This is a genomic window from Methylobacterium brachythecii, assembly GCF_014196345.1.
Taxonomy (GTDB): Bacteria; Pseudomonadota; Alphaproteobacteria; order Rhizobiales; family Beijerinckiaceae; genus Methylobacterium; species Methylobacterium brachythecii.
The window spans coordinates 157,567-178,034 of record NZ_JACIDN010000004.1; the positions used below are offsets into that span (position 1 = coordinate 157,567).

Here is a 20,468-nt window from a genome sequence, read left to right on the forward strand (position 1 = left end):
GCCTCAGGCGACGGCGGCCATCCGCGCAAACCCCGCCTCGAGATCCGCCTTGAGGTCGTCGAGGTCTTCCAGCCCGATGTGGAACCGCAGGGCCGGTCCCTCGGCCTGCCAGCGGGTCGCGGTGCGGTAGACCGTCGGGTCGAAGGGGATGACGAGGCTCTCGAAGCCGCCCCAGGAGAACCCCATCCCGAACAGCTCGAGCCCGTCGAGCATCGCGGCGAGGCCGTCTTCCGAGACCGGGTTCAGGATCACACCGAACAGGCCGGACGCGCCCTTGAAATCGCGCTTCCAGATCGAATGACCCGGATCACTCGGCAGGGCAGGGTGCAGCACCCGCGCCACTTCGGGCCGCCCTTGCAACCACTCCGCCATGGCGATGCCGCGCTGGCCATGCTCGCGCAGGCGCAGCCCCATGGTGCGCAGTCCCCTCAGTCCCAGAAAGATGTCCTCGGGGCCGGCGCAGGGCGCGAAGTGCTCGTAGGTGCGCTTGACGGCCGGGTACCAGCGCTCGGTCGCCGAGACGAGGCCGATCAGCAGGTCCGAGCCGCCGCTGAGATACTTGGTGCCCGCCTCCACCGCGATGTCGACGCCGCGCTCGTGCGGCGGGAACAGCAGCGGCGTCGCCCAGGTATTGTCCATGATGACGGCGCCGCCGCGGGCATGCATCGCCTCGGCGATGGCCGGCACGTCCTGCATCTCGAAGGTCTGCGAGCCGGGCGCCTCGACGAGCACGGCCCGCGTGTTCTCGCGCATCAGCGCGGCGATGTCGGTGCCCACCAACGGGTCGTAGTATTCGACCTCGACGCCGTAGCGACTCAGGACGCCATCGCAAAAGATCCGGGTCGGGCGATAGGCGGAATCGGTGACGAGCAGGTGGTCGCCCGCGCTGACCGCGGCCATCAGGGCGATGGTGAGTGCGGAGAGGCCCGAGGGCGTCAGCACCGTGCCGGCTGCGCCCGCGATCTCGCTCCAGGCGTCCGACAGGGCATCCATCGTCGGCGTGCCCGAGGTGCCGTACTGGTAGCGGCCGCGCCGGTTCTTGATGTCGTCGTAGGTCGGAAACAGCACCGTCGATCCCCGGTAGATCGGCGTGTTGACGAAGCCTTGCTGCGCCGAGGGGTCGCGTCCCGCATGGACGAGACGGGTGTCGGCCTGAAAGCGGCTGCGATCGCGCGGGGGTGTCTTCGACATGTGCCTTGCGGAGCGGGGTTTTTCGCGGGGAGCAGCCTTTCAGCCCGCCGTTCGCTCCTGCGTCAACCCGGGCCTCGCGCATGCGCCGTCTCACGCGCGACGTAACCGTGTGTTTGAATGAGACGAATGAGAACTTGGCCGAGTCCGTCGGCCGATATCCGGAGACGAATTCGTGCAGCATGCCTTCCTGACGCGTACGGCCGCCCTGGTCTTCGCCCTCACCGCCACAGCCGCGATTCCCGCCCGCGCAGAGGAAGCCTCGACGGCGGAGCAGACCATCGACGTGATGAACACGCTGTTCGGCAAGCATGCGGGGATCCGCGCCAACCACGCCAAGGGCGCCGTGGTCGAGGGCAGCTTCACGCCGAGCAAGGAAGCCGCAACACTGAGCAAGGCGTCTCTGTTCAAGGGGCCGGCCGTGCCCGTGACGGCGCGCTACTCGAACGCCACCGGCGTGCCGACGATCCCCGACGGATCGCCCAACGCCAACCCGCACGGCCTCGCCATGCGGTTCAAGCTCGCCGACGGCGACATGGACGTGGTCACCAACGCGCTCAAATACTTCCCCGTGGCCACGGGCGAGGAATTCCGCGATCTCCTGACCGCGGTCTCGAAGAGCGGCCCCGACGCCGCCAAGCCGACCCCGGTCGAGACCTTCGTTGCGAGCCATCCCGCAGCCGGCAAGGCCGGTGCGACGGCCAAGACCCCGACGAGCCTCGGCCGTCAGACCTTCAATGGCGTCAACGCGTTCCTGTTCGTCGACGTCGCGGGCAAGAAGCAGGCTTTCCGCTGGCGCATCGTCCCGGTCGACGGCGAGGAGCTGATGCCGCCGGACGAAGCCGCCAAGCAGACCCCGAACTTCCTGATGGACGAGATCCGCGCGCGCCTCGCCAAGGGGCCGGTCTCCTACCGCGTCGAGGCTCAGCTGCCGGAGGCCGGCGATCCGATCAACGACGCCACCAAGCCCTGGCCGGACGACCGCAAGAGCGTGAACATGGGCACGCTGACCATCACCAAGGCCGTCGCCGACAGCGCGGAGGCCGAGAAAGCGCTGCTGTTCATGCCGAACGCCCTCGTCGACGGCGTCGAGGTCTCGGACGATCCGCTGATCGATGCCCGCGTCCAGGCCTATGCGGTCTCGTTCGGCCGCCGCTCCCAGTGAGACCGTGGGGCCGGTGACGAAACGCTAACCATGCCGCCGGACCCGGCATCGGCTTCGGTAGCCGATCGCCGGTTTCGTTAACGGGGTCCTCCTATTCTCGACATCGGGTGCAGGACGCCAGTCGGCTCGAGGCCGTCCGGACGTCCTGCACCCGCGGTTCCGCGGCCTTTTCGGCCCGCCAATCGTCGAGTGTGTGCGTTGGGTATCCTGCGACCTCTGGTCCTTGCCGGCATCACCGGTGTCTCGACCCTCGTCATCGGCTTCGTGGCCGCCGACAGGCTGGCGCATACGCGCTTCCAGGCTCCTCCGTCGCTGACGATCGCCCAGGCACCGCTGCCGGAGCCGGCCACCACCGGCACGATCGTCCAGAACGCCGAGGCACCCGAGACGAAGCCCGTGCGCGCCATGAGCGGCTTCGACACCGAGCGCCTGAACGCCCTGATGCGTGGCGAGATGCCTCCGGCTCCGGCCGCGCCCCGCCGACGCTGACGGCCCTTCTCCCGACCGATGGCTGACCTGCGCCGGGCATCTGCCGCCGGTTGCGCGAACGGGTAGAAGGCGCGCGAGCCATCCGAATCGGATGCGCCGCGAAAGGCATTCCCGGTGGGCCTGATCTACGCGCTGTCGGCCTATCTGAGCTGGGGACTCGTAGTGCCGGTGCATTTCCGGCTCCTCGACGGCGTCTCGCCGCAGGCGATCCTGGCCCACCGCATCGTCTGGTCGGCGGTCTTCGTCACGATCCTGCTCGTGATCCTGCGCAAGCGGCTGGCGAACCCGTTTCCGCTGCGCCCGCGCCACGCCCTGCTGATCGCCTCGGCGATGGCCATCGCCGTCAACTGGCTGCTCTATCTCACCGCCGTCGGCTCCGGGCACATGCTGGATGCCAGCCTCGGCTACTTCATCAACCCGCTGGTCAACGTCGCCCTCGGCGCGCTGGTGCTCGGCGAGCGGTTGCGGCCGGCGCAGATGTTGGCGGTCGGGATCGCGCTGATCGGCGTCGCCATCGCGCTCGCCATGGCCGGACGGTTGCCGATGCTGTCGCTCGGACTCGCGTTGAGCTTCGCGCTCTACGGGCTCCTGCGCAAACTCGTCGCGGTGGACGCGATGATCGGCTTCTACACCGAGACCCTGCTGCTGCTGCCGATCGCCTTGCCCTACGCCCTGCTCGCGCCCGACGCGGTGCCCGCCGACGGCTGGCAGTTCGGCCTGCTGCTGCTGACGGGGGTGACCACGGCCCTGCCGCTGATCTGGTTCGCGGCCGCCGCCCAACGCCTCAGCCTCGCGACCCTCGGGCTGATGCAGTACGTCGCCCCGAGCTGCATCATGCTGCTCGGCATCCTGTTCTACGGTGAGACCCCGACGCCCGACCGCATCGTGCTGTTCGCGCTGATCTGGGCCGCCCTGGTGCTCTATGCCGGCGATTCCCTGCTCGCGGCTCGCCGGGCGCGCTCCGCCATGCGAGGTTCGCTGCCGGAGACGAAGGGAGCCTAGCCGCCATGCGCAACAGCCTCACCGACGTCGCGGGGATCACGGTCGGCCATGCCGGCGACGAGCGGCTCGGCAGCGGCGTCACCGCGATCCTGTTCGACCGGCCCGCGGTCGCTGCGGTCGACGTGCGCGGTGGAGGCCCGGGCACCCGCGAGACGGACCTGCTCGATCCCGCCGCGACCGTCGCGGCGATCGACGGCCTGAGCCTTTCGGGCGGCTCTGCCTTCGGGCTCGACGCGGCTGCCGGCATCGTCGCGCGCCTCGCCGAGACGGGCAGGGGATTCGCCGTCGGCGGCGTGCGCGTGCCGATCGTGCCCGGCGCGATCCTGTTCGATCTGGTCAATGGCGGAGACAAGGACTGGGGCCGGTTCTCGCCCTATCGGGACCTCGGCTACGCGGCCGCCCTCGCGGCCTCGGAGGAGGTTGCCCTCGGCACGGTCGGCGCCGGAACTGGCGCGCGCACGGCCAACCTCAAGGGCGGCATCGGCAGTGCCTCGGCGCAGGTGCTCGATCGGCCGTTTCGCGTCGGAGCGCTGGCGGCGGTCAACGCCTTCGGCCGGGTGACGGTGGGGCAGGGGCCGCATTTCTGGGCGGCGCCGTTCGAGCGCGAGGCCGAATTCGGCGGCCTCGGCCTTCCCTCTTCGATGCCTGCTGACGCCTTCACCTGGCCGCGCGAGGCGCTGCCCGGCACGAACACCACGCTCGCGGTGATCGCCACCGACGCTGCGCTCACCAAGGCCCAGGCGAAGCGCTTTGCGGTGACGGCGCAGGACGGGCTGGCGCGGGCCATCCATCCGGTCCACACGCCGCTCGACGGCGACGTGGTCTTCGCGGTCTCCACCGGCCACGTGCCCCTGGCCGATCCCGTCGGCGACCTCGCCCGCATCGGCGCGGCGGCTGCGGACACCCTGGCGCGGGCCGTGGCGATCGGTGTCTACAGCGCGCGGCGCCTGCCCTGTCTCGACCTGCCGGCCTGGGTGGATCTGTTCGGAAAGCGATAGACGAGGCGGCTAATTACCGGCTTCTTCCCGTCCATCCGCCAGTAGCTGCGCCAGACCTGCGTCGACTTCGGCACCCAGCAGGGCACGCTCGGCCGCAGTGAGATCCTTCGACCAGTTCGGACCCGCAAAGCCCTCTGCGCAGCGCGCCCGCTCCGAGGCGATGAAGGCCTCGGTTTCGGCCGGCTGCGTCCGCATGGCGTGCTGGAAGCCGAACCAGGCCGCGCGCTCGACCACGGCGAGCCGTGCCCGCAGGCGGATCATCACGGCCCGGTCGGGGCTGACCTCGTCGCTCATCAGTGGCGCTGCTCGCAACGGGTCTTCACGTAGGTATCCTTGTCGGCGGCGCGTCCGGAGCCAGCCGCGATGGTCGGCCCCTGGATCAGGCATTCCTGTAGAGAGTGCGCCGGACCGGTGACCACGTCCAGCGCCGTATCGCGATTGCAGTCCGGCGCCGCCACCGTGTTGGCGCAGACCAGGGCGACGACGAGGATCGTGTTCATCATGGTGTCGGTCCCGCATGCGGAGAAGGCTCGGCAGGGGAACCGATGCCGGCGGCAAAAGGCTCCCGGGACGCCGTTCCCAGGCCGGCGCGATCCGGCAGGCCGAGGCCTCCACGACACGGCTGCCCCAAAATCGCCTCATCTCGGCGATGTCTTCACGCATTCAGGCCTTGGTTGATGCAAGGAAGCAACAATGTCGTTCGATGTCGTTTTCACCCGCTCGGCGCGGAGCGCCGCTGCCGACCATGGTGATCTCCCATCTCTCGAAGAGCGTACGCGCGACGAGATCGCCGATCTACCCGGTGAAGGTCTCGAAGAACTCGAGAAGCATTTCTTTCATTCCTTCGCGCTCGACGACGGAACCGAATTCATCTGCTCGTTGACTGCCGACGGCGCGGTGCGCGTCGATGCCTGCGCCAACGAGGATGCGCGCGAGGCCGCCTGAATCCTCCGGCAGCGGCAACGCCGGAGGATGCGCTAACGCGGCGGAGCTTTTCGCTGTTTCGCGGCCTCGGTCGAAGGCTTGAGCGCCGCGACGACCTGCGGAACGAGCTCTTCCGCGATCCGGGCATGGCCCTCGCGGGTGATGTGGATGCCGTCCCACTGATAGCTCTCGCGGGGAAAGACCGGGTCGTAGACGATCGACGCGATGCCCCGCTCGGTGAGCCGCGCCACCATCGCCGCGATGTTGGCCGTGCGCCGCTCGCGCGTCCCGAAGAAGCGCAGGTCGTTGGCGCCGGGCTGGAGCACCACGAGCCGCGTCCCCTCCGGCACCACGGCGTCGAGCCGGCCGAGCATGCCCGAGGTGGTGTCGAACGGACGGCCGGCATTGATCACGCGCAGGTCGAGCCCTCGCTCGCGGAGCAAGGCTTCGAGCCGGGCCGGGTAGGCCGCCGCCTCGCCGACGCCCCAGCCGGAGGTGTTGCTCGCCCCGACCGCGACCACCGTCAGCGCCGCGGCCCGCGCCGCCGGGACGGTGGCGCCCGTCAGCGCCAGCGCCGACAGGCAGGCCCGCAGTATCGTGCCGACTCGGTTCACGTCGTCCTCCAGCCCGTATTCGGATGTCCTGTTACGCTGCAGGGCGCCCGACCGGAACAGCCTGATCAGGCGCCGAGCGCCCGCTCCAGCTCGCCCTTGCTCATGGTCGAGCGTCCCTTGACGCCCTTCGCCCTGGCCTTCTTCAGCAATTCGGCCTTGGTCGGGCCTCCGCCATGCGCGGAGCGTCTCGCGGAGGCCGCCTTGCGGGCGACGTCCTTGGGCTGGCGCGAATGCTGTCTGCCCTTGGCACTGTCCGCGCGCTTCTTGGCGGTCGAGCGGGCGTACTCGTCGTCGGACAATGTCTCGCGGGCCTTCTTCGGCAGGTAGCGCTCGCCGGTCTTGCCGCTCTCGCGGCCCGATTTCGTATCCCACTCCTCCTCTGTCCACTGCTTGAGGTGGTTGTCCTCGGATTTGGCGCCGGCATAGCCGCCGCCCTCCTTCTTGTATTCGGCGGTGGCCATCTGGGCCTTGCGTGCCGACCACTGGCCGGGCTTGCCGCCTTTGCTCGACTTCGTGGCCTTGTCTTTGACCCGTTCCCAGAGCTTCGGGTCGGTCTTTTTCGCGGTTCCTGCCATGAGCGCCTCCGAGCGGATCGTCGCCCGGTCAACCGGAGGCCGCCGATGGCGTTCCGGGCCGCGCGGTCGGCGCTGTGGACCGAGACGTCACGGCTCTGTCATGTCCCCCGCGCCATTGACTTGGCTGGGCTGAAATTCCACGTGCTCGCCGAGTTCCGCCCGAGGTTTGCGCGCCGCGAAACGAGAGGACCCGATGTCCGCCACGAACGCTTCCGAGATGCCGAAGGTCTTCATCGACGGCGAAGCCGGCACCACCGGGCTCGGCATCCGTGAGCGCCTGGAACGCGAGGGTCGCGTTCGGCTCGTCAGCATCCCGCACGAGAGCCGCAAGGACGCGGGCGCCAAGCGCGACCTGCTGGCCCAAGTCGATCTCGTCGTGCTCTGCCTGCCCGATGACGCCGCTCGCGAGACGGTGGCGCTTGCCGACGGCCTGCCCGAGGGTGGCCCGCGCATCCTCGATGCCAGCACCGCACATCGCGTCGCTCCCGGCTGGACCTACGGCTTCCCGGAGCTCGACCGGGCGCAGGCCGACGCCGTCCGCGCGTCGCGTCGCGTCGCCAATCCCGGCTGCTATCCGACCGGCGCCATCGGCCTGCTGCGGCCGCTCGTCGAGGCGGGGCTGATCCCGGCCGACCATCCGATCAGCATCAATGCGGTCAGCGGCTATAGCGGCGGCGGGCGCACGATGATCGAGAGCTACGAGTCCGGGGAGGGCGCGCCCTTCCTGCTCTACGGGCTCGGCTTCGGCCACAAGCACCTGCCGGAGACGCAGGCCTATTCGCGGCTGACGCGCCGGCCGATCTTCGTGCCCTCCGTCGGCAACTTCCGGCAGGGCATGCTGGTGAGCATCCCGCTCCACCTCGACACGCTGCCCGGCCGCCCCACCGCCACCGATCTCGAAGCCGCGCTGGTGGCGCATTACCAGGGCGCAGGCCTCGTCGAGGTGGTGACCGGAGCCGGCGAGGGCACGCATCGCGAGCGCATCGAGGCCGAGGCGCTCAACGACACCGACCGGCTGGAACTCCGGGTGTTCGGCTCGGACGAGCATCGCCAGGCCGTGCTCGTCGCCCGGCTCGACAATCTCGGCAAGGGCGCCTCGGGGGCCGCCGTGCAGAATATCGGGCTGATGCTCGGTCTCGACTGAGCGGGCATTCTCGAGAGGGCGAAAAAGCCCTCACCGCCGCCGATACATCGTCGTTTCGGTGCAGGGCCATGGCGTTTGCGCGTGCTCGGCGGCGAGCAGGGTAAGGAGTTCCGTCATCGGGCCTCGGCCGCCGCGTTTATTTGAAGATCCGCACAGGGCGGAAAGCGGAACTCAAGAGTAGTGATCCAAAACTGATGCCGTCATTGGATCTCTGGTCTCGGATGGTGGCGGAAATTTCGATTTCCTGTTCGAGTGGTGAGGTTTGAACGCCCAAAATAGGCACCCGCCAACAACGCACATCCCAACCAAGATCCCGAGCAGTACAGCGACCCATTCTGGCATCGCAGCCCCCTGACGTGTCACTCGAAATCTGTGCGCAGTACGGCATGAACACTTCGGGTCGACCGTTCGCGTTTCCCGGTCGCATTGCGCACCCGGATAAGCATCGCACGTTTTCGTCGGGTACTCACGGGGCTCTCGGGGTCCGTCCTTGGGCTGATCCCCGGCGGACCGCGTCAGGGCGTTTCTGTGCGCGAGGGCTGTAGAGCCGCGCGTGTTTCGTCGAACCGCGAGATAGCCACGCTTTACCGCAACGGTTCTTTCAACACAGATCCAGTTCACGCTGCCGGGCGGTCGCTCTTGGATTGCGGAACGACGGGGTTATGCAATCATTCGAGACCTGATCCCACGAGACGATGCACATTATTTTCCATTGAAACGCTTGATTATACAGATTCGCGTTCTTGCTCATAGACATCATCAGGCATATCGTCGGCTCGATCTTTCCTATCATCAGTGAGGGCGGGTCAGATATGAGCGAATCCAGCGCCGAAATGGCACGACGCGTCACGCTTACCGCAGATATCGTCTCTGCTTACGTCAGCAACAACCATGTACAGAGTGCCGACCTCGCCAAGTTGCTCGGTGACGTGCACACGGCCATCTGCAGCGTGACGGCCTTCGTCCCGGTCGCGGATGCCGCGCCGGCCAGGGCGACGGCCCAGGAGATCCGGCGTTCGATCTCGCACGAACACCTGATCAGTTTCGAGGACGGAAAGCCCTACAAGACCCTCCGCCGCCACTTGACGCTGCGTGGGCTCTCGCCGGAGCAGTACCGCGCGAAGTGGGGCCTCAGCCCCGACTATCCGATGACCTCCGCGAGCTACTCGGAGCAGCGCTCGGAACTCGCCCGCGCCCTCGGGCTCGGTCAGCAGCGCCGCAAGACGGCCGCCGTGGCCGCGCCTGATCCGGTGCTGCATTCGGTCGACGAAGAAGTTCCGCCGAAGAAGCCCCGCACCTCGCGCAAGAAAAGCGGCTGAGCCGTCCTCAAACGGACCGGCGCGACCGCGTCAGCCGCACGCCGGGCGCGGGACGCTCCAGCAGCACCTCGCGCCGGAAGCGCACCAGCTTCGCCGGCCGTCCTGTCGCGCCGCTGGTGATGCCGTCGGTCTCCTCCACGAGGCCCTGCTGGGCCACGAGCCGGCGGAAGTTCTGCTTGTGCAGGCGGATGCCCGAGAGCGCCTCCACCGTGCGCTGGAGCTGCAGCAGGGTGAATGCCGGCGGCATCAGCTCGAACACCACGGGGCGATACTTGATCTTGCCGCGCAGGCGCCCGATCGCCGTGGCCAGCACGCGGCGGTGGTCGAGGGCCATCGGCTGGCCGGTCACGGCGTGGTCGGCGGGGTCGGCGGTGCCTCCCTGTCCCCTGGCCTCCGGGATCAGTCCGGCCTCGAACAGCAGCTCGTAGCGCTCCAGCACCCGCTCCTCGTTCCAGGTGCCAGCGAAATTGAGGCCGACGCGGTCCTCGCGCTGGCGCCGCAGCTTGGCGTCCGAACTCTGGGCGATCCAGGCGGCGAGCCGCGGCTCGATCTCGGTGAGGGCCGCCGGCCTCCCCTCGCGAAAATCCTCCCAGGGCAGGAATCGGTACCAGTTGCGCCAGGTCGGCGCGAGATCGGAGGTTGTCTCGCCGGCGCTCCGCGCCTCGCGGGTCAGCGCGAGATAGGCGACCGAGAGCAGGTGCACGGCGTCGGACCCGGGTCCGGCTGCCTTCCGGTCGCGATCGCCGAAAGTGTAGAGCTGCTCGACATAGCCGAGGCGCTGCTGGGTCTGGCGCTCCACCCAGGCGCGCAGGCCGCGCTCCAGCGTCGGGTGTTCGGAGACCAGGGGACCGGAGGGCAGGCCGGTCTCGCGGCCCTTGGCTTGGCCCGGGACGGGCACCGTGAGAGCACGGGGCTCGCCGTCGGTGGCGGCGAGGATCACCGCGACGAGGCCGACGGAGGAGGCACCGGCCGAGGATGGCGCGGCGGCGCGCGCCTCCACGCCCGGAGTGGCGGCCCGGATCGTCTCCGCCGTCGTCATCGCGTCAGGCTCTCCCCGAATCCCGTTGAACGCCATCGCTATAGCGGACGCGTCCGCTTCCTCGTCAACGTCCGGTTGCCGATTGCACGTGGATGCGAGGCTTGCTTCACGGGCCCGCGCGGCGCGACAAGGCAGCAGAGGTCGAACTGGGTGTCGGGAGGGTTCGCGTGAGCGGCATGATGGCGGGCATGGCGGAGCGAGGCGCGGGCAGGCTCAATCCGGTCGACCTGCGCCTCTACGGCCTGATCGATGTCGGCGTGCTCGGCAGCGATGGCGTCCGCCTCGCGGAACTGGCGTTGGAAGCCGTGGCCGGCGGCTGTACGCTGCTGCAGTACCGCGACAAGGACATGGAGAATGCGCGCGCCGCACTTGCCCGCATCCGGGCGATCCGCGCGGCGGTCGAGGGCAGGGTGCCGGTGCTCGTCAACGACCGGGTCGATCTGGCGCTCGCCGCCGAGGCCGAGGGCGTTCATCTCGGCCAAGGCGACCTGCACCCGGACGAGGCGCGGCGCCTGCTCGGGACCGGCGCCATCATCGGGTTGACCGTGAAGAGCGGGGCGCAGGCCGACGAGCTGTACCGGTTGCCGGTGGACTATGCCTGCATCGGAGGCGTCTTTGCCACGACGAGCAAGGACAATCCCGACGCGCCCGTCGGCCTCGACGGGCTGCAGCGTCTCGTCGTCCGCGGCCGCCTCGCCCGCGGCTCTGGCCTGCCGCTCGGCGCCATCGCCGGGATCGACGCGGGCAACGTCGCGGACGTCATCGCCGCCGGGGCCGACGGCGTGGCGGTGATCTCGGCCTTGTTCAAGGACGGCGCGTCACGGGACCGGGCCCGCGACTTGCGCGAGCGCATCGATCTGGCGCTGATGGCGCGCCAGACCAAAAACTGAGGAGACCCCCGCCGATGGCCAGCACCCCGATCGCGCTCACCATCGCCGGTTCGGATTCGAGCGGGGGCGCCGGCATCCAGGCCGATCTGAAAACCTTCGCGGCATTCCGGGTCTACGGTGCCAGCGTGATTACGGCGGTGACCGCGCAGAACACCACCGGGGTGCAGGCGATCCACGACGTGCCGCCGGACGTCGTCGCGGCCCAGATCGACTCCGTGATGTCCGATCTCGCGGTTGGCGCGGTGAAGATCGGCATGCTCTCGCAGCCCGCCACCATCCGCGCCGTGGCGGAGGCTCTGCGCCGTTATGCTGTCGGACTCCCCGTCGTTCTCGACCCCGTCATGGTCGCCACCAGCGGCGACCGGCTGATCTCGGAGGAGGCCGTCGCCGCCTTGCGCGACGAGCTGATGCCGCTCGCGACCGTGATCACGCCCAACCTGCCGGAGGCAGCGACTCTGCTCGGCACGACGGAGGTCGCGGGCACGGAGAACGAGGCCGTCGCCCAGGCCCGCAAGATCCTGGCGCTCGGGGCGCGGGCCGTGCTGATCAAGGGCGGCCATGCAGAGGGCGACGAGAGCGTCGATCACCTCATCGGCGCCGACGGCACCCTGCGCCGCCTTGCCGCCCCACGCATCGTCTCGACGAACAGTCACGGCACCGGCTGCACCCTGTCGGCGGCCGTCGCCGCGGGCCTCGCTCGCAAGCTCGACCTCGCCGAGGCCGCCGCGCGCGCCAAGAGCTTCATCACGGCCGCGATCCGGGCCGCCGACGGCGTGTCGGTCGGCCGAGGACACGGTCCGGTCCATCACTTCCACGCGCTCTGGCAGTGATCGGGCGCCCTTGCGGGTTGCGTCTGCCGGCGCTTTGCGTTTGATGGAGCAAACGCTCGTTCGGATTACCGGATGGCGGGGCGGCGGACGGAGACCATGCAGGACACGGCGACGGGGCTGGAACGGACGCGTGCGCGGGATCTCGGTGCGCAGGTGCTGTCGGGCCAGCTCGGCAAGACGATCCAGCGCCTGCGCAAGGCCTATAACCTTTCGCTGTCGGAGCTCGCGGAGCAATCCGGCGTCGCCAAGTCGATCATCAGCCAGATCGAGCGCAACGAGACCAACCCGACACTCGCCACGATCTGGCGTCTGTCCCAGGCCCTCGACGTCTCGATCGAGCGCGTGCTCGCCACCTCCGACGAAGAACCGTTCATCGAGAAAACCTCGCGGGCCGACACGCCGATCCTGGTCTCGGAGGACGGCAAGGTCCGGCTAGCCATCATCGGCTGGATCAAGACCGTCGAGTGGCTGCAATGGTACGACGTCACCGCCGATCCGGGTGGCGTGCTCGATTCCGATCCGCATCAGCGCGGCTCGGTGGAATCGCTCTCCGTGATCGAGGGTGCCTTCGAGGTCGACGTCTCGGGCGAGATCCAGCGCGCCCGCGCGGGCGAGACCCTGCGCTACCGCTGCGACCGTCCGCATGTGGTGCGCTGCGTCAGCAGCGAGCCCGGCCGCGCCACGATGGTCGTGATCATGAAGGCGGCAGTGATGGAGTGATGCCGCCTGCGGCTGCATCCGTCAGGCTGAGCTGCTTCAGGCTCACCGACCAGACCTGCTCCTGCATGGCTTCATCGAGGCTCCTCGCCGAGGACGTCGTTTCGCGGCTCTTGGCGAAGTAGCGCCCGCTGATCCGTTCGAGCTCCGGCGCTGTGGCGACGTGCAGCGTGGTCCTGGCCCCATCCGCGGTCGAGATCAGGAAGGGCCGCATCAGGCCCCAGGCGACGCCGAGCGGTCCATTGAGATTTTTGGCGAAGCCGCTGGCCACCACGCCGGGATGCACCGCGTTCACGGTCACGCCGCTGCCTTCGAGGCGGCGGCCAAGGGCATACGTGAAGAGCAGGTTGCCGAGCTTGGCCTGCGAGTAAGCCTTCATGCCGCCGAAGGTGCGCTCGCCGTTCAGGTCGTCGAGGGCGATCCGGCCGCGCGTATGGGCAGCCGAAGACAGGTTGACGATGCGGGCCGGCGCGCTGGCCTTGAGGCGATCGAGCAGAGCTAGGGTCAGCTGCAAGTAGGCGAGGTGGTCGAGCGCCCAGGTCCGCTCCAGCCCGTCGACCGTGACCATGCGCCGGTCGAAGATCGCTCCAGCATTGTTCACGAGCAGGTCGAGGCGCGGATAGAGTGCGAGCACCTCGTCGGCGAGCCGCCGGGTCTCGGCCTGCGATGAGAGATCGGCGACGAAGGTGTCGACGGGACCACCCGCCGCCGCGCGGATGCGGGCCGCAGCGGCCTCCGTTCGCTCGCGGCTGCGGCCGACGATGCCGACGCGAGCGCCGGCACGGGACAGCCCGAGCGCCGTCTCGAAACCGATGCCCGAGGAGGCGCCGGTGACGAGACAGCTCTTGCTCCGCATGGAGGCAGGCGTGCTCAGAACACCGCCCTACCGATGGCGACGGCGATCACCACGATCACGATGGCGATGACGAGGAACAGGCCGAACAGCAGCTTGGAGATCGAGCGCGCGCCCGAAGCGATGCCGGTGAAGCCGAGGCCTCCGGCGATGATCGAGATCACGAAGGCGATCAGGGCCCACCGCAGCAGCTTCATCGGGAACACTCCGAGACGACACGAGAAAAAAGTGAGGCTTCAACCCGGCTTGGCCGCACTGTGTTCCGGGGCGAGCGCAGGAACATCCTTGCTCATTGGTTCCGCCTTTGCCACGAGGACCGCGGCGAGTGCGTGATAAATGCCTTGCTTGCACACGAGTTTCGACACCGCATCGGCGATGACCGCCGCAATCATCAGCGGGATCATCATGGCGTGGTCCTGGGTCATCTCGGTGACGATGACGAAGGACGTGATCGGCGCCTGCAGGACGCCGGTGAGATAGGCTACCATGCCGATCAGCACGAGCGCGCCGGCCGGCGCGTCGGCAAAGAGCAGCCGCGCCTCCGCGCCGAGCCCCGCGCCAACCGCGAGTGAGGGCGCGAACAGGCCGCCCGGGATCGCGCTGATCGAGGAGAGGACCGTCGCCGCGAATTTGAGGGGCGCGAAACCCCAATCGACGGCGTCCTGTCCGTGCAGGATCGCCCGCGCCTCCTCGTAGCCGGTGCCATAGACCGTGCCGCCGGAAACGAGTCCGCAGACCGCGACGCCGAGCCCGCAGGTGAAGGCGAACAAGACGGGATGGGTGGCGATCCAGGCGCCGATCCGGCCAGGAAATCCCGTTCCGAACCAGATGACGATGCGGCTGAACACACCGCCGGCCAGGCCGCCGATCACGCCGAGCAGCGGCACCGCGAGCCAACTCGCGGAGAAGGGCAGGGTGGCCGAGGTCGTGCCGAAATAAGTGTAGTCGCCCAGGATCGCCAACGAGGTCAGGCCTGCGGCGATGATCGCGGCGACGATCAACCCGCTCGCCTTGCTGTCATAGGCACGACCGAGCTCTTCGATGCCGAAGACGATGCCGGCCAGCGGCGTGTTGAAGGCGGCGGCGACGCCCGCGGAGCCACCCGCGAGAAGCAGCCCGCGCACCCGCGTCGGCGAGAACCTGCCGAAGGCGGCGAGGATGGCGGCACCGACCTGGACGGTCGGTCCCTCGCGCCCGACCGAGGCGCCTCCGAGCAGCCCGAGCGTCATCACGACGACCTTGCCGAAGGCGACCCTGAGCGAGACCAGGGCATGCTGTGCCCGCGTCTCGCCGATGGCGCGGGCGGCGATGACCTGCGGGATGCCGGAGCCCTGGGAGTTCGGAAACACCGTGCGCGCGAGATAGGCGGCGAGCGCGAAGGCGGCGGGCGTGACGACCACCGTCATCCAAGGCGACAGGCCCAGGAGGTCCTTGAACAGGGCCTGCGCCCCATCGGCCAACTTGGCCATCGCCACCGCGGCGAGGCCGACGCAGAGGCCTCCCGACAGGAAGAGCAGCCGCCGCTGCCAGATCTGCCAGCCATCGAGGGAAGCGCCGCGCAGACGCAGCATCGTGCGTCGGATCTGCTGGGGTCGAAGCTGCATGGTCTCGGAAAATGGCGGCGGCGCGAACTCAGTCTTCTAAGCCAGTTTCGGGCCGGCTCAGCCCTCGGCGGCGCAGAGCTGCTCCACGGTCTCGAGATAGGCCTTCGCGTCGAACTTCTTCAGCGAGTTCTCGCTCTGGTAGCGCACGGTGCCGAAGATCTTGCGCCTCTGCCAGGGGCGATCGTGCAGCCCGAAGATCCAGGCGACGTTGGTGAAGGAGTTCGCGTCGCGCCCGTCGAGGAAATAGCGGTTGTTGAGCCGCAGGGTCCGTTTAAAGGCCTCCTCGGGGGAGGGAGACCATTCGAGGATCTTCTTGCCCCAGTACATGCGCAGCTGATTGTGCATGTAGCCGGTCTCTCGCATCTCCCGCATCGCCGCGTTCCAGTAGGTGTCGTGGGTCTTGCCCTCGGCGAGCTGGGCCTCGCTGTAGCGGTGTGGGCGTGCGTCCCCGGCCTGTTCGGCGAGCGTCTTCCTGGCCCAGTCGGGCAGGGCGGTCTCGTAGCGGTCGTAGCCGTCCGTGTAGAAGACGTGATTCATGGCGAGCTCGCGCCGCACGATCAGCTCTTCGAGATAGCTCTGGCGATCCTCGCGGCTGCCGGATTTGGCAGCCCGCACCGCGAGCGCGATCTCCACCGGCGAGATCTGCCCGAAATGCAGGTAGGGGCTCATGTGGGAGGCGGCATCCGCCTCGGGCCTGTTGCGGTCGGCGCCGTAGCCGGCGAATGATTTCTGGAGGTAGGCTTTAAGGCGTCTTTTGGCCTCCGTATGGCCGCCGGTGAAGCGCCTCACCGGTGCCACCGAGGTGTCGAGGCTCATGCCGGCGAGGACTTTTTCGGGGTCCGAGATGTCGATCTCGCTCTTCAAACCCAGCGTATCGGCCTTGTGCTTCACCGTGCGGGACTTCAGCGGCTCCAGATAGTCGTCCCACAACCTGTGAAGCTTCGGCCGCAGCGTGCGCGCCGCGTATTCGTGCTTGGTCGAGGCCGTCTCGACGGGAACCACCACGTCGCCTTCGACCTGGACGATGCGGGTTTCGACGCCCTCGACGATCTCCGTATACCAGCGCTTCTGGATCGCGAGATACCCGCGGTCGAGCACCAGCAGCTTCGCGTCTTTCGACAGTGCGATGGCGATCTCGGCGGGCGAGGCCTTGCGCATGACGAAGCCGATGCCGCGTTCAGCCAACCGCTGCCGGCAATCGGCGAGCCCCTGCAGCAGAAATGCGTAGTGACGGGCGTTGGCCTCGGGAAAGCCGCTTGCGCCGTCGAGCAGTCCGAAACAGGCGACCACGGGACAGCCAAGTCGGTTGGCTTCCTCGATCGCGAATTCGAGCGCCGGATTGCAGTCGGCGCGGTTCGCTTGTTGGAGCAGGTAGAGGACGTATGAGCCGCCCGCGCGTGGCTCCACGTCGTTCAGAGCCTTGAGGCGCGTCGCCTGGATCGCCATGCCGAATCAAAAAAACTCCATTCCACCTCACGGCATCGTCGAGCGCCTCTCGTTGAGGCCTCACCGTCCTCCGTGAGGTGCCCACGCAAATCTTGCCAGTATCGGAGCTCAGTTTGGATTAGAACATCTGATCTCGCAGGGATTTAAGGGCAGATTTGTTTGCCCACCGCCTTCGATCATTGAGGAGCAATGCGATCCAAGCCTGAGACATTTTGGTGACATTGTTCGAACAATGTGCGGTTGAGCATGTCGAGCGCCTCGTCCTCTGTCGCAGTGCCCTTGCATTTCGTCGTCGAAGGATCAAATTGTGCGTCGCGGGATCGATGGCGTTTCGATCCTGCTGCCCTCCTTGGGCGTTTCCTCCCTAGACTACGGGCCGCTCTCACGAGCGGCTTTTTTTTGTCTCGACGGTCGCGTCACCCACGGGCGCGGGCGCGGATCATGAAGTTGTCATAGGTGTATTCTGCGACCTGGAACCAAAGATATTCCTCGTTCCGGAACGTCTTCATCGCCTCGTAGATCCGCTTGAAGTCGGGGCTCTTGGCCGAGAGTTCACCATAGAGGTCGTTGGCCGCCTTCAGGGCCGCCTCCATCACCTCCTGCGGGAAGGGACGCAACTGAGCGCCGCCGGCCACCAGCCGGCGCAGGGCCTGCGGGTTTCTCGCGTCGTATTTCGCTTGGACCTCGGCGCCGACCTGAGCCGCGGCGGCCTGCAACACGGCCCTGTAGGCCTTCGGCAAAGCCTTCCACTTTTCGGCGTTGAACCAGAACAGCATCATCGCGCCCCCCTCCCAGAAGCCCGGGAAGTGATAGCTCGGTGCGACCTTCTGCAGGCCGAGCTTGTCGTCGTCGTGCGGACCGATCCACTCGGCACCGTCGAGTGTCTTCGATTCGAGAGCCGCGTAGAGATCCGGGCCTGCCGTCGCCTGTGGCGAGACGCCGAGCTTCGCCATGACCTGGGCACCGAGCCCGGTGATACGGAACTTCAGGCCTTGAAGGTCGGCCGTCGTCTTGATCTCCTTGCGGAACCAGCCGCCCATCTGCGCGCCGGTATTGCCGCCCGGGAGCGCCACCAGCCCGTGTTTGGCGAAGACCTCGGCGAAAAGCTCTGCTGCGCCGCCCTGGAGCCACCAAGCGCTCTGCCCGCGCGCGTTGAGGCCGAAGGGCGTCGCCGTGGCCAACCCGAAGGCCGGATCCTTGGCGAAACCGAGATTGGACGAGGCATGGGCGATCTCGACCTTGCCCGAGCCTACGGCGTCGAGGAGGCCCTCGTTCGGTGCGATCTCGGTCGCTGTCCCGGGCTGGATCTTGAAGCGGCCGTCGGTCGCCTCGCCGACGATCCGAGCGAAGCTCTCGGACGCACCGAACAGGATGTCGAGCGTCTTCGGGAAGCCCGATCCGAGCCGCCAGGTCAGCTCGGGTGCGGCTTCGGCGAGGGCGGGCGCCGCCAACGGCGCAGCCGCTGCCACGAGGCCTGCGGAGAGAAGCGCCCGTCGCGGCAACGTGTTCTGCATCTCGGTCGCTCGTCTCCGATCTTGGCTCCGCGCGACATACACATTCGGCAGTGCGAAGTCGCGCCGCGTTCACTCGGCCATCACTCTTGTGATAGCAGCGGGCCGTGGAACACGCGCGCATCACCCTGCATACCGTCTGTGGCCTGGAGGAACTGCCGAGCCACGGCGCCCGCGGCGTCACGCATGTGCTGTCGATCCTCGATCCCGGCTGGCCCGATCCGGATTTCGGCGGGTACGGCACGCTTCGCCGCGCCGTGCTTCGCTTCCACGATGCCATCGTTCCGGGACCGGGCCTCGTCCTGCCGGAGCCCGGCGACGTCGAGACGATCCTCGATTTCGGGCGATCGGTCGCGGCCGAGGCCGGCGAGGCCCACATCCTGGTTCATTGCCATCTCGGACTGTCGCGCTCGACGGCGGCCTTGGCGACACTCTTCGCACAGGCCGAGCCCGAGACGCCGGCCGATGCGCTGATCGGACGATTGCACGCGTTGCGGGACGGCGCCTGGCCGAATGCACGGATGATCGGCTTCGCCGACGAGGCGCTCGGCCGCAACGGCACGCTCGTCGATGCCGTGCGCCGCCTGCATGGACGCCAGCTCGCGAGGAATCCGAGCCTCGACGCGGTGATGCGCGACCTCAACCGGGCCGCCGAGGTCGAGGCGGCCATCAAGCCCTGAGCCGGCTCAGTTCGTCTCGCTTCAGTTGGTTTTGGCGTAGTTGAAGTTGCCGTCGCGCCAGACGTAGAGCACGTAGCCCTGGGCGGTAACATCGCCCTTGGCGTCGAAGCCTACGGGACCGAGGACGAGGTCGAAGCGCTCGGTGTGCAACGCCTTGGCGATGGACCGTGCTTCGACACTGTGTCCGAAATTGCCGGCCTCGACGAGCGCCTGCAGAGCGGCATAGCCGTAGATCAGCGACCCGTCCGGCTCGCCGCCCTGCGCCTTTACCGCAGCCACCACCGCCTGCGCCTCCGGCTTGCGGCTCGGATCGAGATAGAAGGTCATCAGGACGCCGTTGCTCGCCGAGCCGGCGATCTTGCCGAATTCCGGCGTGGCGATTGACGAAGTGCCGAACCATTGCGGCTTGAACCCGCGATCTGCGGAGATCTTGACGAGGCGGCCCATCTCCTGCGCGCCGCCGCCGTAATAGACCACGTCGATCCCTGCCGTCTTCAGCCGGTCGGCGAGCGCCGCATCGTCGACGTCGCCCGGCTGAAAGGCGGCGAACAACGCCTCGTTCACGCCGATCCGGTTGAGATTGTCCTTGGTCGAGGCGGCCAGCGCCCGCGAGGGCGGGGAGGGGTCGTAGAGGATCGCGATCTTGCGGTCGCGGAACCGCTCGGCGAGCACGGCCGCCGAGAGCTTGGCCTGGTCATCGTCGCGTCCGCAGACGCGAAAGATCGTCGGCAGGCCCCGGTCGGTGAGTTTGGCCGCGACGGAGGCCGCGGTGATCATCACGATCCCGTTGGCGGCGTAGATGTCTGAGGCGGTCAGGGAGGCGTTCGAGCAGACATGGCCGACCACGAGCCGGACATTGGCCTGCACATAGTGGTTGGCCACGGCCGGAGCCTGGTTGGAATCGCAGGCGTCGTCTTGGACGTCGAGGACGATCTGTTCGCCGTCGAGGCCGCCCTTGGCGTTTGCGTCCTTGGTAGCCGCCTGGACACCGCGCAGGACCTGCTCGCCGATGGCGACGTAGGGACCGGAGCGCGGCAGGGCGACACCCACCACCACGTCCGCGAAGGCAGGACAGGCGGCAGTCGCGAGAAGGGCGGATCCGAGGAGCAACCGCGGCAGGAGGCCGGCAACGCGCGCGCCGGGACAGAGAAGGCGTCCGATCGTCATCACGCCCCTTCTAGCGCTCTTGTTCCGTCAGCCAAACCCGGCGGTGGGGCCACCGGCAGCCCCCGTCGAAGGCGAGGGCATGACGGTGAAACCCCGCGAGGGCATGCCTGCCGCAATGCAATGACGCAAGCGGAGCCCTCGGCAAGAGGCGAAATTGACTGAGACGGCAGTGTGAGGCCGCTTCCGCCGGATGCCGGCTCGCGCACGTTACGATCGTGTCGGCGACACTGAGCTGCGTTCCGACAGCGTGTATCGAAACGCAGAAAATGTTCTTGATTCAAAGAGATCGTGGGTTTTCTTCCGAAAAACAGGC

General features: G+C 68.0%; 23 protein-coding genes. 11 read left to right on the forward strand and 12 right to left on the reverse strand.

What is annotated here, in order from left to right; all coding sequences use genetic code 11:
• Nucleotides 1-3: 3 nt before the first annotated feature.
• Nucleotides 4-1,191, reverse strand: coding sequence for a cystathionine beta-lyase (gene metC / locus GGR33_RS11985; RefSeq protein WP_183505388.1), 1,188 nt, complete (start codon nt 1,189-1,191; stop codon nt 4-6).
• A gap of 187 nt (nt 1,192-1,378) precedes the next feature.
• Between metC and GGR33_RS11990 the strand changes: the two genes are divergently transcribed.
• The 4 genes from GGR33_RS11990 to GGR33_RS12005 all read left to right on the forward strand — a co-directional run bounded on the left by GGR33_RS11990 (nt 1,379) and on the right by GGR33_RS12005 (nt 4,842).
• The gene (locus GGR33_RS11990; protein ID WP_246413091.1) at nt 1,379-2,353 is read left to right on the forward strand and encodes a catalase family peroxidase; all 975 of its coding nucleotides are present in this window, start codon (nt 1,379-1,381) and stop codon (nt 2,351-2,353) included.
• A 198-nt stretch (nt 2,354-2,551) separates the two neighbouring features.
• Nucleotides 2,552-2,842 carry a hypothetical protein gene (locus GGR33_RS11995; RefSeq protein WP_183505390.1) on the forward strand — a complete coding sequence of 97 codons (291 nt, stop codon included), beginning with the start codon at nt 2,552-2,554 and terminating at the stop codon, nt 2,840-2,842.
• A 114-nt stretch (nt 2,843-2,956) separates the two neighbouring features.
• Complete coding sequence (gene rarD / locus GGR33_RS12000) at nt 2,957-3,844, forward strand: EamA family transporter RarD (protein ID WP_183505392.1); 888 nt, start codon at nt 2,957-2,959, stop codon at nt 3,842-3,844.
• 5 nt (nt 3,845-3,849) lie between these two features.
• Nucleotides 3,850-4,842 carry a P1 family peptidase gene (locus GGR33_RS12005; protein WP_183505394.1) on the forward strand — a complete coding sequence of 331 codons (993 nt, stop codon included), beginning with the start codon at nt 3,850-3,852 and terminating at the stop codon, nt 4,840-4,842.
• 9 nt (nt 4,843-4,851) lie between these two features.
• Here GGR33_RS12005 and GGR33_RS12010 read toward each other — a convergent pair whose 3' ends face one another.
• Together GGR33_RS12010 and GGR33_RS12015 are read right to left on the reverse strand one after the other, a co-directional pair.
• Nucleotides 4,852-5,136: a hypothetical protein gene (locus tag GGR33_RS12010; RefSeq protein ID WP_425488777.1), complete on the reverse strand. Its 285-nt coding sequence runs from the start codon at nt 5,134-5,136 to the stop codon at nt 4,852-4,854.
• On the reverse strand, nt 5,136-5,342 hold the full coding sequence (locus GGR33_RS12015; RefSeq protein ID WP_183506014.1) for a hypothetical protein: 207 nt from the start codon (nt 5,340-5,342) through the stop codon (nt 5,136-5,138). The genes GGR33_RS12010 and GGR33_RS12015 overlap by 1 nt, the downstream gene beginning before the upstream one ends.
• Before the next feature lie 193 nt (nt 5,343-5,535).
• Between GGR33_RS12015 and GGR33_RS12020 the strand changes: the two genes are divergently transcribed.
• Nucleotides 5,536-5,787 (forward strand): hypothetical protein, encoded by a 252-nt coding sequence (locus GGR33_RS12020; protein ID WP_183505396.1) that lies wholly within the window; start codon nt 5,536-5,538, stop codon nt 5,785-5,787.
• Between the two features lie 32 nt (nt 5,788-5,819).
• Here the strand turns inward: GGR33_RS12020 and GGR33_RS12025 are convergent, their stop codons facing one another.
• Together GGR33_RS12025 and GGR33_RS12030 are read right to left on the reverse strand one after the other, a co-directional pair.
• Nucleotides 5,820-6,380, reverse strand: coding sequence for a GDSL-type esterase/lipase family protein (locus GGR33_RS12025; RefSeq protein ID WP_284211239.1), 561 nt, complete (start codon nt 6,378-6,380; stop codon nt 5,820-5,822).
• A 65-nt stretch (nt 6,381-6,445) separates the two neighbouring features.
• Entirely contained in the window at nt 6,446-6,955 is a 510-nt protein-coding gene (locus GGR33_RS12030; protein ID WP_183505398.1) for a hypothetical protein, read from the reverse strand.
• A gap of 193 nt (nt 6,956-7,148) precedes the next feature.
• On the opposite strand from GGR33_RS12030, the gene argC reads away from it, so the two are divergent.
• Entirely contained in the window at nt 7,149-8,099 is a 951-nt protein-coding gene (argC, locus tag GGR33_RS12035; protein ID WP_183505400.1) for an N-acetyl-gamma-glutamyl-phosphate reductase, read from the forward strand.
• A gap of 812 nt (nt 8,100-8,911) precedes the next feature.
• Nucleotides 8,912-9,418: a Ros/MucR family transcriptional regulator gene (locus GGR33_RS12040; protein WP_183505402.1), complete on the forward strand. Its 507-nt coding sequence runs from the start codon at nt 8,912-8,914 to the stop codon at nt 9,416-9,418.
• 7 nt (nt 9,419-9,425) lie between these two features.
• On the opposite strand, the gene GGR33_RS12045 is transcribed toward GGR33_RS12040, so the two are convergent.
• Nucleotides 9,426-10,457, reverse strand: a complete 1,032-nt coding sequence (locus tag GGR33_RS12045; protein WP_246413051.1) for an NUDIX hydrolase — start codon at nt 10,455-10,457, stop codon at nt 9,426-9,428.
• 176 nt (nt 10,458-10,633) lie between these two features.
• On the opposite strand from GGR33_RS12045, the gene thiE reads away from it, so the two are divergent.
• The 3 genes from thiE to GGR33_RS12060 all read left to right on the forward strand — a co-directional run bounded on the left by thiE (nt 10,634) and on the right by GGR33_RS12060 (nt 12,897).
• Entirely contained in the window at nt 10,634-11,347 is a 714-nt protein-coding gene (thiE, locus tag GGR33_RS12050; protein ID WP_246413094.1) for a thiamine phosphate synthase, read from the forward strand.
• Nucleotides 11,348-11,361: 14 nt separating this feature from the next.
• Nucleotides 11,362-12,177 (forward strand): bifunctional hydroxymethylpyrimidine kinase/phosphomethylpyrimidine kinase, encoded by an 816-nt coding sequence (gene thiD, locus GGR33_RS12055; RefSeq protein ID WP_183505404.1) that lies wholly within the window; start codon nt 11,362-11,364, stop codon nt 12,175-12,177.
• Between the two features lie 96 nt (nt 12,178-12,273).
• Nucleotides 12,274-12,897: a helix-turn-helix domain-containing protein gene (locus tag GGR33_RS12060; RefSeq protein ID WP_183506022.1), complete on the forward strand. Its 624-nt coding sequence runs from the start codon at nt 12,274-12,276 to the stop codon at nt 12,895-12,897.
• On the opposite strand, the gene GGR33_RS12065 is transcribed toward GGR33_RS12060, so the two are convergent.
• The 5 genes from GGR33_RS12065 to GGR33_RS12085 all read right to left on the reverse strand — a co-directional run bounded on the left by GGR33_RS12065 (nt 12,872) and on the right by GGR33_RS12085 (nt 18,311).
• A complete protein-coding gene (locus GGR33_RS12065; protein WP_183505406.1) occupies nt 12,872-13,750 on the reverse strand; it encodes an SDR family oxidoreductase in 879 nt (292 codons plus the stop codon). The genes GGR33_RS12060 and GGR33_RS12065 overlap by 26 nt on opposite strands.
• Before the next feature lie 14 nt (nt 13,751-13,764).
• On the reverse strand, nt 13,765-13,944 hold the full coding sequence (locus GGR33_RS12070; RefSeq protein ID WP_183505408.1) for a DUF1328 domain-containing protein: 180 nt from the start codon (nt 13,942-13,944) through the stop codon (nt 13,765-13,767).
• Between the two features lie 39 nt (nt 13,945-13,983).
• Nucleotides 13,984-15,351 (reverse strand): chloride channel protein, encoded by a 1,368-nt coding sequence (locus tag GGR33_RS12075; protein ID WP_183505410.1) that lies wholly within the window; start codon nt 15,349-15,351, stop codon nt 13,984-13,986.
• Between the two features lie 57 nt (nt 15,352-15,408).
• Nucleotides 15,409-16,797: a deoxyribodipyrimidine photo-lyase gene (locus GGR33_RS12080; protein WP_183505412.1), complete on the reverse strand. Its 1,389-nt coding sequence runs from the start codon at nt 16,795-16,797 to the stop codon at nt 15,409-15,411.
• A gap of 416 nt (nt 16,798-17,213) precedes the next feature.
• Nucleotides 17,214-18,311, reverse strand: coding sequence for a TRAP transporter substrate-binding protein (locus tag GGR33_RS12085; RefSeq protein WP_183505414.1), 1,098 nt, complete (start codon nt 18,309-18,311; stop codon nt 17,214-17,216).
• A 104-nt stretch (nt 18,312-18,415) separates the two neighbouring features.
• Here GGR33_RS12085 and GGR33_RS12090 point away from each other — a divergent pair, with 104 nt between their 5' ends.
• Entirely contained in the window at nt 18,416-18,988 is a 573-nt protein-coding gene (locus tag GGR33_RS12090; RefSeq protein ID WP_183505416.1) for a tyrosine phosphatase family protein, read from the forward strand.
• Nucleotides 18,989-19,009: 21 nt separating this feature from the next.
• On the opposite strand, the gene GGR33_RS12095 is transcribed toward GGR33_RS12090, so the two are convergent.
• Nucleotides 19,010-20,155 (reverse strand): branched-chain amino acid ABC transporter substrate-binding protein, encoded by a 1,146-nt coding sequence (locus GGR33_RS12095; RefSeq protein WP_183505418.1) that lies wholly within the window; start codon nt 20,153-20,155, stop codon nt 19,010-19,012.
• Between the last annotated feature and the right edge of the window lie 313 nt (nt 20,156-20,468).